Genomic DNA, 11,821 nt, shown 5'->3' on the forward strand with positions numbered 1-11,821 from the left:
GCTGCTGCCCGTGCTCGTGACGCCGTCGGTGGCGCTGCTCGCGAGCGAGATCGCCGATCTCACCCGCCGACACCGGGCGATCGGCGAGGTCCTGTTCACCGCGGCGGTCAGCGGCGCCGTCTGGGCGCGCCGGTTCGGGCCGGTGGGCACCCGGGCCGGCACCCTGGCCACGCTGCCGTTCATCGCGCTGCTCATCACGCCCGTGCCGCCGGGTGGGGGAGCCCTGTCACGGCTCGACCTCGTCGCGATCGCGTTCGTCGCGGTCGGTTGGGTGACGATCGGCCGGTATGCCGAGGCCCGCCTGTTCCCACCCGTCCGGCCCCGCCAGCCTGGACGGCGGCCACGAACAGCCGCTGCCTCGGGAGCGTCCGACCGGGCCGCGCCGCCTGCGCCGGCCGGGGCCGCCGTGCGACGCCGGCGGCGACTTCCCGCGAGCACCCGGATGGCGATCCAGCTGGCGGTGGCCCTCGGGGTGGCCTTCGCCATGGGGCGGCACCTGTTCAGCGAACACCGGTCCTGGCTCGTCCTCACCGCCTACCTGGTGCACAGCGGCAACCGCGGCCGAGGCGACGTCGCCTACCGCAGCGCGCAGCGCCTGGTCGGCGCGGCGGCGGGGACGGCGGCGGCCACGGCCCTCGCCGGCTGCCTCCCACCTGGCGACGACATGTCGATCGTGCTCATCTTCGTGCTGCTCGCGTTCGGGGTGTGGCTGCGCTCAGTGTCCTACGCCTACTGGACGGGCTGCGTCACCGGCGTGCTCGCCCTGCTCTACGGGTACTACGGGCAGGCCGGCGCGGGGCTGCTGCAGGAACGGCTGGCCGCGGTCGCGCTGGGTGCGGCGATCGGGCTGGCAGCGGCCTGGTTCGTGCTGCCGGTGCGCACGGGCGACGTCCTGCGCCGCCGGATCGCCAACCTGCTCGCCGCCCTCACGGACTACCTGGTCGTGTGCCAGACGGGCCGCAGCCGCTCGCTGCGCCCGAACGGCCCGGCGCCTACCCCGGCCACGGCAAGGCCCCGCCCGGCCAAGGCGACACCCGAGGTGATGCGGGCCGCCCTCGCCGATGCCGACGCCCGGCTGGAAGCCGCCTTCGACCAGCTCGCCCAGGTTGCCCCGCCGCTGCGGGCGCACCGGGCACTGACCCGCCGAAAGCGCCGGCACCGCCCGCCCGGCCAGGCCGCGCGGCCGCCGCACCGGTACGACGCCGTCGCGGCCCTGCTCGCCTGTCGGCCGGCGCTGCGTGCACTGACCCGCGAACTCGACGCGCGCGGCACACCACCCGGCCGCGTCGCGGCCCGCGACATCGCCCGAGCGCGCGCCACCGTCGTCGAGACCCGCCGCGCCATGGGTCGCGCCGCTGCCGCCGCGGCCCGTCACCGCAACCCGCCGCTGAGACCACCGTTCCAGCGGCTGCCATTCCAGTTCTGGCCGTCCAGGGTTCACCCCGCCGAAGTTCGGGACGACCTGGGTGCCGCCGCCGCAGCACCCCGGACAACGAACCATCATCGGTAACGGCCGGTCGCGGTGCACGGGAGGCGGGTTGCGGTGCGATGCGCACGATCCTGGGGCTCAGACCGTGCAAAACGCACCGCAACCAGCCCCTGTCCTGGGTCCCAGCCGGGGATGGTTGCGCCTCAGGAGGTTCGGGTGGCCTCGGCGAGGTCCACGGCGATCTCGCCGCCGAGGGCGAAGCCGGCGAGCAGGTCCAGCGCGTCCCCACTCCAGAACCGGCCCGGGTCGTACCAGTTCGGTGCCCGGCCGGGCGGCAGCAGGCCCATCGCCTCGAAGGTGACGGCGACGACCTCGGCGCAGTAGGCGGACTGCAGCGCCCGCGGTGACACGGCCCGGCGCGGACGCGGGAACCGGCCGCGCAGCCAGCGTGCCGCGAGCTGGGCGGTGGACGGGAACGGGGTGCCGTCGAGGCGGGCGATCGTGCGCAGCGCGGCGTCCTCCCGTTCGGCGCCGACCGCCGGCGAGAGCTGGCGCAGCCAGGCGCGTTGACCGTAGCGGCGGCCCCAGACCTCCACCGCCGCCCGCATGTCGTGCAGCTGCACCCCGCGGTGGTGCGTGCCCGCCCAGACGTCGGGCAGTGCCCTGCCCAGTTCCGCGTGCCACAGCAGCGGGGGCAGGTCGTCGAGCACGATCGCCATGCCGACGTGGTTGACCGGGCTGTTCGTCGTCGTCTGGATCGCCCGGTCCGCCGCCGTGCGGCCACGGAACAGCCACAAGTCGCCGGTCCGAGACAGATCCAGGGCGTCGTCCAGGCCGATCCGCGCATCGGGCATGGCGGTAAGCATGCCTCAATGCGATCGGGCGCACCGTAGCCTGACGGGATGCAGCGACGGGGAGAGACGCGTCGGTCTGGCGGGAGGCGTCGCGGCAGGTGGGGGAAGCTGCTCGGGGTCGCCGGCCTCGCGGGGGTGGCCGCGACCGGCGTCCTGGTCGCCCGCGACCAGCGCCAGCGCGGCTCCTACTCCCCCGACGAGATCCGCGCCAGGCTCCAGGAGCGGGCTGCCGCCGACGGGGGCTCGGTGGCCACCCCGCATACACCGGGCGTCGTCGGCGAACCGGCCGGAACTCGGCGTGCCCGGCTGCTCGGCCGACTGCCGCGCCGGTTCACCCGACGGAGTTCTGACGCCATCCGCTGGTCGCCCGACCGGGATCTTCCCCGAGCACGCCGGGGACGGTGTTGAGCGCGCGGTGCAGGCTGCCGAGTTGCTTGTGGTGCTCGTCGAACGGGACGGCGACGGTGTAGACGCCGAACCGGGACAGCACCGGCTCGGTCCACGGCGCGCTGGCCGTCGACACCAGCGCCGCCGGCTCGTCACCGCCCGCCGCCCAGCCCCCGCAGCGTGCGCCGGGCAGGAAGAACACCCCCGCGGCGAACGCGGCGACCATCTCCGGCGCCAGCGGGCAGACGGCCAGTTCGATGGTGCGCAGCGCGTCGACGAGGGTCGTCTCCCGGCTGGCCGCTCCATAGCCCTCGACGACGGCGGGCGCGTCCAGCCGGTCCGCGGCGACGAGGGCGATCCCCGGGCCGAGCCCCAGCCAGTGGTCCAGGTGCGGTTCACCGGGGCGGCGCAGCTCGTCGCGGACCCGCACGACCCGACCGAACGCGGCGAGCAGGTGCGGGCGCAGCAACCCCCACACCGCCGGGCTGGTCCGCGCGCCGGTGCCGAGCACAGCGACGCCGTCACAGGTGACGAGGTCACCGCCGGACAGGAACAGCGGTTCGGGTACCCGCACCTCCGCCGACCGTCCCCGCAGCCCGCGCAGGACCGCGGCCATCACGACCGTCTCCCGTGCGCGCTCGCGGCGGCGCAGCCGGCCGACGGCGACTGCCCCGCCAAGGTCGACGTAGTGGTCGCGGGGGAACATCAGGCCGGCGAGTGGGCGCAGGGCGTAGCTCTCGTCCGCCTGGCCGGGGCCGATGACGCCGCCGCCCGCACCGGGTTCGAGCAGCAGCCGCGGCTGGCGCAGCACGACCGGGGCGAGCGCCGGGACGGACCAGTCGCGCAGCACGTCGCGGGCCGCGGCCAGCCGGGCGTCGTCGTCGGCGCTGACGGCGCGGGCGGCCAGTTCGAGCAGGACCTCCCGGGGCAGGGCGGCGAGGATCTCCGACGGCGCACGGGGGTCGACCCCGAGGTCGGCCAGTGCCGCCCGCACGGCGGCGGACTCCGCCGCGGCCCGGACCGGATCGTAGGCCGGCCGGCCTGACCGGAACACCGACGTCTCCACCGGTTGCACGACGGTCGGATTCTGGATCAGCACCATCGGCCTGCTCACCACGCACGGCCACACTTCATTTAGGCATTATGGCAATTGGCATCGGCCCACGGAACGACGACGCCCACCGGCCCGCCACGCCACCGCGACAAAAGCCGGCCAATCGATAGTCCAACCCATCGCCGCAAAAAAGAAGATTCCTGCTACGGAATGCGTGAAGAAATCGGCTTGGCCGCCGCCACCGGCACCGGCAGCAGCACCGGCAGCGGCGGAGTCAGAGGGCGAGCTCGCCGACGGCCCAGACCGCCGCCATGGCGACGCCCGCCACGAGTTCGACGAGCACGCCAATGCCGAACGCGACGATCGCCGCCCAGGTCGTGCCGCCCGCGGTGCGAAAGTCACCGAGCCGGATCAGCTCCGCCACGTAGATCCCGAAAACCCCACCGATCAGCAGACCGACGACCGGCAGGACGAAGAAGCCGACGATCGCGCAGACGACGCCGACGACCAGACTCTGCCAGGGCACCCCGCGCCCGGCGGTGGCCCGTGCGGGCAGCACGTACTTCGTCAACGCACCGATCACGAACAACGCCGACATCAGGGCCAGCACGATCCAGCGGCCCACCCCGCCGCCGTCGGCGATCACCCACCACAGCCCCGCGCCCCAGACGAGGACCAGGCCCGGCAGCACCGGCAGGACGATCCCGACCAGGCCCACGGCCATCACCAGGGCGACGCCGAGCAGCTCACCGGTACTTATGGCGCGTCCTCTCTCGAAATGCCTTTCGGAGAAGGTACCGGCCCCGGGACGTCCTCGGGCCCGGCTGACAAAGTGGCCGGAGCATTGCGCGCGGCGAGGCGTCGCGCGGTCCCGGCGAGGGCGGCGCGCAGCTCCTCGGGCGCCAGCACCTCAACCCCGTCGCCGAGCGCCAGCAACTGGGCCAGCGCGACCTCCAGACCCTCGGTGACCAGCTCCACCACCCGCCAGCCGGCGCCGTCCGGTGTCGACGCGCCCGCGAGGGCGTCACGGGCGGCGAACGGGTCGACCGCGTGCCGCAGACCGTGCAGCGCCGCCGGGGACAGCCGAAGCCGGCAGGTCCAGCGCAGCAGGGAGCGGGCGAACTCGTCGCTGCCCGCCCGCCACCAGGCGGCGAGGTCGAAGTCGCCCGGCCGGTCGAACGTCTCCGCCCGCACGCTGGCCTGGGTGATCCGCCCGACCCGGTAGCTGCGAACATCACCCCGGTGCCGGGCCACCAGATACCAGGTGCCCGCCTTGCAGACCAGCCCGAACGGATCGACCCGCCGCGCCACGCCCCGCACCGCCTCCTCCCCCCGATCGGCCGAATCGGCGGTGGCTGCGCCGTCGCCGGGGCGGGCGTAGCGCAGGTCGACGCGGCGGCCGGCCCACACCGCCTCGGCGAGCGTGGCCAGGTGCGGCACGGCCTCCGCCCGGTGGAACCAGCCGGGCGCGTCGAGCAGGAACCGCTGGCGGACCTGCCCCGCCTGGGCGCGGGGCCGCGGCGGCAGCGTGGCGAGAACCTTGGTGCGCGCGGCCGCGGCGACCGAGGCGAGCCCCAGTCCGCCGAGCACCTCCGGCCCCGCGCCGAGCAGTAGCAGCGCCGTCGCCTCGTCGCCGGTGAGCCCGTCGAGGCTGGTGCGCCAGCCGTCCAGCAGCCGCACCCCGCCGGCCCGGCCCGGCTCGGTCCACAGCGGCACCCCGGCGTCCTGCAACGCGGCGATGTCGCGGTGCACCGTGCGGACGGACACCTCCAGCTCGGCGGCCAGCTCCGCCGCCGTCGCCCGCCGCACGGCCTGCAGGTGCAGCAGCAACGCGGTCAACCGGCTCGATCGCACCCCGCGATGCTAGGCGAGCAGGTCCTAGCTACTCGGGGTCGCAGATAATCAACGCCGAGTACCGGTTGCGTCGTCACACCTACCCCACCGTCGAACCTCGGACCGTACAAAACGCACCGCAATTGGCCTCGCCCTGGTGCGGACTCACGCGGATCAGGCCGGAAACCATGACGGATGCTGGCAGGGTTTCCGGCGCAGGATGGCCCGGTGACCCCATCCACGACCTCCTGGCGCGGCTTCGAGACCGCCCACCCCGCCCTCGCCGAGACCGTCCGCACCCGGTTCGAGGCGTTCCGCCATCACATCCTGGCCACGGTCCGCGCGGACGGCTCCCCGCGCACCAGCGGCATCGAGGTCACGTTCCGCTCCGGCGAGCTGTGGCTCGGCAGCATGCCCGATGCCCGCAAGTCCCGCGACCTGCGCCGCGACCCCCGCTTCGCCCTGTCCGCCAACCCCGGACCGGGCACCGGCATGGCCGGCGGCGACGTCCGGATCGCCGGCCTCGCCCGCTGGGTCGACGACCCGCAGGTCCTCGCCCTGTTCGCGGAGGAGGTCCAGCCCCCCGAGCCGTTCGACCTGTTCCGCGTCGAACTCACCGAAATCGTCCGCACCACCGTCGACGAACCCGCCGAGGAGATCGTCCTCGCGAGCTGGCGCCCCACCTACCCCGCCGTCCGCGTCCAACGCCGCGGCAACGGCTCCGCCACCATCCACGAAACCTGGGCCAAGGCAAACCCGTGACCTGCGCCGACGCCGGACTTGTCACGAGCGGAAGGAGAACCCCTTCCATTGCCGGCCGGCGGTGATCCGAATATGGCATGCTCGATAAATGCCGGACGGGGTGCCACAGGCATGGCAGTACGACTTTTTCATCAGCTACACCGGCGACGACAGAGACTGGGCGGTCTGGGTCGCCTGGCAGCTTGAAGACCTGGAGCGCACGCCGGGTGAGCCGTTCCGGGTCTTTATCCAGACCTGGGATTTCGTCGCGGGCACCGACTTCGTCACGTGCATGCAGGACGGCCTGACCCGGGCCGAACGGATTGTGCCCATCCTGTCGGAGGCGTACCTGGAACGGTCTCCCTACGGACGGGCGGAATGGCAGTCCGGCTTCCGCCGCGACCCGCTCGGCGCCGGGCAGGTGGTCGTCCCGGTGCGAGCACGGCTCTGCACGCCGGAGGGCCTGCTCGCCGGCCGCGGCTACATCGATCTCGTCGGCCTGGACGAGGCCACGGCCACGGCCACGCTGGCCGCGCGGATGTACGCCACCGTGACGGGTCGGGCGAAGCCGGCGGCCGCTCCCCCGTTCCCGGGTCCGCCCTCCCCGGCCTCGACCCCCGCGGCTGGGCTTCGGGGACTGCCCGCGCCGTATCCCGGTGCTTCCGTCGACATCCCCCCGCCAGCATCGTCCGGATCGGCCGCCGCGGTGGTGGCGGGTTTCGCCTCGCGGCCGGCGGCGGCCGGCGGCCACGCGGGCGGCCGGCGACGGCGGTCCATCTCGGTGCTGCACCTGTCCGACCTGCGCCTTGGCGGCGCCGATGGGACCGGCGGCGATGTGCTGTCGATGCTGACGCCGATGCTCGACGACTTACGCGGCCTCGGCGCGCAACGGTCGGGCGTCGACGAACGCGCCGCGATCCCCGACCTGATGGTCGTAACCGGGGACCTGACCCGGACGGCGTCGGAGGACGAGTTCGATCGGGCATACGACTTCCTGACCGGTCTCGCCGACGGCCTGGGCCTCGCCCGGGAACGGATCGTCGTCGTGCCCGGCGACCTCGACGTCAACGCCGCGCTCTGCGAGGCGTATGTCGCGCGGGAACGCGCCTACAAGCGCGCGGCCGTCCCGCCGCACTGGCCGAAGTGGGCGTTCTTCGACGACTTCCTGCGGCGACTGCACGGAGAGGAGGCCGATTCCCGCTTCCGGCTGGGACGCGAATGGTCGGTCGTCGCCTTCCCCGAGCTGAGGGTCGTCGTCGCCGGGCTGAACTCGACGATGGCGCAGACCCATCGGGTACGCATCGGCGAGGTCGGCGAGCGCCAGCTCGGCGCGGTGGCGGAGGAGCTGGATCGGGACGGGTGGCAGGGCTGGCTGCGGATCGGCGCGGTGCACCACGGCCCGGCGAGCGTCGCCGGCACGGACGCTGGGGCCTTCCTCCACGATGGCGGGGATCTCCACGATGGCGGGGAGCTGGACCGGATCCTCGGCCCCCGGTTGCACCTGCTGCTGCACGGCGGCCACGGTGACGGTCGCATCGGCCGGCTGCCGGTCGGCCTGCCAGCGATCCCGGCGGGGCCCGGGCAGGCGGACCCGCGCGCCGCCACCGCCGCCGATGACGACGACGACGCCGACGCCGACGCGGCGCAGGCCCCGAGGCCAGGTCGCTACCAGCTCATCGACATCGACGCGGCGGGATTCGATCGCAGGTCACGCGTGTTCGCAGCGGACACCGCAGCCGGTTTCAGCGCCGAGGAGGCGCTGTCGGCCCGAGTCCAGGTCTCGTTCGACACGGCGGGCGAGACGTTCGGTCACGCCCGCCGGCCCGCTCGGGACATGGTCCCAACCGCAGCCGACCATGGCGAGCCTGACGACGCCGACGCCGACGCCGACGCCGACGCCGATGACCGGCCGCCCACCCGGCCGCGGGACACCTTCGACGAGCTCCTCGAGGTGGCGCGGCTGCACCATCGGGACGCCGTCGTCGAGCGGGTCGAGGCCGCCGGGGGCACGCCGACGCATCTGCGGGTGCGGCGAACGGAGGGCCGCATCGTCGAGCTTCGTCTGATCGGCCTGGTCGAGGGCGGAGTCGACGAGCTCGCCGTCGCGTCCTTCGCGGCCGAGATGGGCCGGCCCTACCTGGCGTTCTCGTTGCGGCGGACGGATCTGGTGTACACCGGCGACGCCCCGGCGTCGCCGGAGCTGGTGGCCTTCGCGCGCGGCCGGGACGTCCGGCTGTTGAGCATGCCGGAGTACCAGGGCGTGTTCGACCTGCGCGGCTACCGCGCCCGGCAGACCGAGGAGCTGCTCAGCGACCCGGGCTACCCACCCGCCGCCTACGTCCCGCAGCGCATCCGCCGCATCGACCGCAGCCGGGCACCGGTCGGCGACGACGCCCTCGAGATGGTGCTGGACTGGCTGGCCACCGACGACGCGCGGTTCATCCTGGTCCTCGGCACGTTCGGTCATGGCAAGACGTTCCTCGCCCGCCAACTCGCCCTCGCCATGCCCGAACGCCTCCCGCACGTCGACCCGATGCTGATCGAACTCGGCAAGCTGGAGAAGTCGTTCGACCTCGACCGGCTCGTCGCCCAGCACCTGGTGGACGCCGGGGTGCGCCAGCCCGACCTGGACGCCTTCCGGTACATGGTCCGCGAGGGCCGCGTGGTGCTGATCTTCGACGGCTTCGACGAGCTGGCCGCCCGGGTCACCTACGCGCGGGCGAGCGCCTATCTCGACGGCCTGCTCGCGATCCTCGACGGCACCGGGTCGGCCGCCGGCGGCGGCGCGGCCGGGCCGAATCGAGCGAAGGTCGTCGTGACCAGCCGGACCGAGTTCTTCATCAACGACGACGAGGTGCTGACAAGGACCGGCGAGAAGGTCGAGCGGACGCTGGGACGCTTCATCGTCCGGCTGGAGGACTTCACTCCGGCGCAGATCGAGCGTTACCTGGTCGGGCACTTCACCCGGGCGCTGACCGCGGGCCGGCCAGCCGACGAGGCCGCCATCGCCGAGGCGGGCCGGCAGGCGGCCACCCGCCTCGCGCTCATCGACGACGTCGACGACCTGCTCGAGCTCGCCCGCAACCCGCGGCTGCTGTCGTTCATCGTCGAGATCGACGACGGGCGGCTGCGCGCCGTCCGGGACCGGGCCGCGAGCACCGGTGACGGCCGCGTGACCCGCGCCGCGCTGTATGCCGAGCTTGTCGACCAGTGGTTGACGTACGAGACGGAGCGGTCCCCGGAGCTCAGCCTGGCCGAGCGCCGCACGGCGGTCCGCGAGCTGGCGGTCGCGATGTGGCGCGGCGGCGAGGCGGCCGTCGATCTGGCCCGGCTCACCGAGATCGCGGCACAGGTGCTGCGCGTGATGGGCCGGCCCCGCGGCCTCAGCATCGACGAGACCGCGCATCTGCTGGGTTCCGGTACGGCGCTGCGCCGCGATCCCGACGGCCGTTTCTCGTTCATCCACCGGTCGGTGCTCGAATACCTCGTCGCGGTCGAGGTCGCCGCCGGGCTCGCCGGGCCCGTCCAGGAGGGCACGGCGTCCCGGCGCGGCGCATCCCCCGCCGAGGCCGTCAGCGGCGACGCCCCGGCGACCGCCGCCGACCTGCTCGCCGCCGAGGAGGTGTCCGAGCTCATGCTCGACTTCCTGGTCGATCTGGCTTCCCGGAGCCGGTTGATCGCCTGGGCGGAGTCCACGGCGAGCGCTCCGGACGCACCCACGATCGCCCGGGAGAACGCCGTACTGGTGGCGCGCCGCCTCAACGTGCTGCTGGACGACGGCGCCCGGCTCGCGGGCACCGATCTGTCCGGGCGCGATCTGTCCGGGCGCGCCCTGCGCGACGCCGACCTGCAGGGGGCGAACCTCACCGACGCCCGGCTCGACGGCGCCGACCTGCGCGACGCCGACCTGAGGACGGCGACCCTGCACGGGGCGTCGCTGCGGGGTACCCGGCTGTCCGGCGCCGATCTGAGGGGGGCGGATCTCACCGGCGCCACGCTCGTCGACGTGGTGTCCGACCACGTCGATGCGGGCGGGGCCGTGCTCGACGGCGCCCGGCTCCAGGGCGGGCGGCACAGCGGCCTCGTGCTCACCGACGCCTCCCTGCGCGGCGCCGAGCTGACGGGCACCGTCCTCGCCGGCGCGGACCTGTCGGGCGCGGACCTGTCGGGCGCGACCCTCACCGCCGTGACGATGACGGACGCCAGAGTAGGGGGCAGCCGCTGGTCGCGGGCCGCCATCCTCGGCGGGTCACTCGGGTCCGCGGCGGGCGCGGCGGAGCTCGGCGCGGCGGCGATTCCCGGACCGGACCATGCGGACGCGGTGACGGCGCCGGCCACCGCGGCCCAGAACTCGGTGGCGTTCTCCCCCGACGGCGCCGTGCTGGCCACCGCCGCCGCCGACGGCACCGCCCGGCTGTGGGAGGTCGCCACCGGCCGGCCCCTGCGCACCCTCACCGGCCACGACGGGTCCGTGTGGTCGGTGGCGTTCTCCCCCGACGGCACCCTGCTGGCCACCGCCGCCGACGACCGCACCGCCCGCCTGTGGGACGCCGCCACCGGCCGCCCGCTACGCACCCTCACCGGTCATGACAACTGGGTGTGGTCGGTGGCGTTCTCCCCCGACGGCGCCGTGCTGGCCACCGCCTCCGCCGACGGCACCGCCCGGCTGTGGGAGGTCGCCACCGGCCGGCCCCTGCGCACCCTCACCGGCCACGACGCATCGGTACGCTCGGTCACCTTCTCCCCCGACGGCACCCTGCTGGCCACCGCCGCCGAAGACCGCACCGCCCGCCTCTGGGACGTCGCCACCGGCCACCCCCTGCGCACCCTCACCGGCCACGACGCATCGGTACGCTCGGTGGCCTTCTCCCCCGACGGCACCCTGCTGGCCACCGCCGCCGGCGACCGCACCGCCCGCCTCTGGGAGGTCGCCACCGGCCACCCCCTGCGCACCCTCGCCGACCACGACCGCCCGGTGCGCTCGGTGGCCTTCTCCCCCGACGGGACGCTCCTGGCCACCGCCGCCGGCGATCACACCGCCCAACTGTGGGAGGTCGCCACCGGCCGGCCCCTGCGCACCCTCACCGGCCACGACGGCTGGGTGTGGTCAGTGGCGTTCTCCCCCGGCGGCACCGTGCTGGCCACCGCCGCCGAAGACCGCACCGCCCGCCTGTGGGATGTCGCCACCGGCCACCCCCTGCGCACCCTCACCGGCCACGACGGCTGGGTGTGGTCAGTGGCGTTCTCCCCCGGCGGGGGCGTGCTGGCCACCGCCTCGGACGACCGCACCGCCCGCCTCTGGGACGCCGCCACCGGCCACCCCCTGCACACCCTCACCGGCCACGACCGCCCGGTGCGCTCGGTGGCCTTCTCCCCCGACGGCACCCTGGTAGCCACCGCCTCGGACGACCGCACCGCCCGCCTGTGGGACGCCACCACCGGCAGACCCCTGCGCACCCTCACCGGCCACGAGGCGTCGGTACGCTCGGTCGCCTTCTCCCCCGACGGCACCCGCCTCGCCAC

The 11,821-nt window shown here is 74.5% G+C and carries 7 protein-coding genes; 3 read left to right on the forward strand and 4 right to left on the reverse strand.

Going from position 1 to position 11,821, the window contains the following annotated elements:
* Positions 1 to 1,510, forward strand: a 1,510-nt coding sequence (locus NBZ85_RS19200; RefSeq protein WP_261562346.1) for an FUSC family protein, incomplete at its 5' end; no start/stop codon positions are given.
* Between the two features lie 122 nt (positions 1,511 to 1,632).
* Here the strand turns inward: NBZ85_RS19200 and NBZ85_RS19205 are convergent.
* The 4 genes from NBZ85_RS19205 to NBZ85_RS19220 form a co-directional block, all read right to left on the reverse strand.
* A complete protein-coding gene (locus NBZ85_RS19205) occupies positions 1,633 to 2,283 on the reverse strand; it encodes a hypothetical protein (RefSeq protein WP_261558396.1) in 651 nt (216 codons plus the stop codon).
* A gap of 331 nt (positions 2,284 to 2,614) precedes the next feature.
* Positions 2,615 to 3,772 carry an arginine deiminase family protein gene (locus NBZ85_RS19210; RefSeq protein ID WP_261558394.1) on the reverse strand — a complete coding sequence of 386 codons (1,158 nt, stop codon included), beginning with the start codon at positions 3,770 to 3,772 and terminating at the stop codon, positions 2,615 to 2,617.
* Between the two features lie 226 nt (positions 3,773 to 3,998).
* On the reverse strand, positions 3,999 to 4,484 hold the full coding sequence (locus NBZ85_RS19215; RefSeq protein ID WP_498041250.1) for a DUF456 domain-containing protein: 486 nt from the start codon (positions 4,482 to 4,484) through the stop codon (positions 3,999 to 4,001).
* On the reverse strand, positions 4,481 to 5,578 hold the full coding sequence (locus NBZ85_RS19220; protein WP_261558386.1) for a helix-turn-helix transcriptional regulator: 1,098 nt from the start codon (positions 5,576 to 5,578) through the stop codon (positions 4,481 to 4,483). The genes NBZ85_RS19215 and NBZ85_RS19220 overlap by 4 nt, the downstream gene beginning before the upstream one ends.
* Before the next feature lie 207 nt (positions 5,579 to 5,785).
* Here NBZ85_RS19220 and NBZ85_RS19225 point away from each other — a divergent pair, with 207 nt between their 5' ends.
* Both NBZ85_RS19225 and NBZ85_RS19230 read left to right on the forward strand, forming a co-directional pair.
* Entirely contained in the window at positions 5,786 to 6,319 is a 534-nt protein-coding gene (locus tag NBZ85_RS19225; RefSeq protein WP_261558380.1) for a pyridoxamine 5'-phosphate oxidase family protein, read from the forward strand.
* Between the two features lie 100 nt (positions 6,320 to 6,419).
* The coding region (locus NBZ85_RS19230) for a pentapeptide repeat-containing protein (protein ID WP_261562347.1) at positions 6,420 to 11,821 on the forward strand (5,402 nt) is incomplete at its 3' end.

It is taken from the genome of Frankia tisae (assembly GCF_025403405.1).
GTDB lineage: Bacteria > Actinomycetota > Actinomycetes > Frankiales > Frankiaceae > Frankia > Frankia tisai.

Excerpts from the sequence above, each read along its gene's own strand:
- NBZ85_RS19205 (WP_261558396.1), bottom strand. The coding sequence starts at position 2,283 with ATGCCCGATGCGCGGATCGGCCTGGACGACGCCCTGGATCTGTCTCGG.
- NBZ85_RS19210 (WP_261558394.1), bottom strand. The coding sequence starts at position 3,772 with ATGGTGCTGATCCAGAATCCGACCGTCGTGCAACCGGTGGAGACGTCG.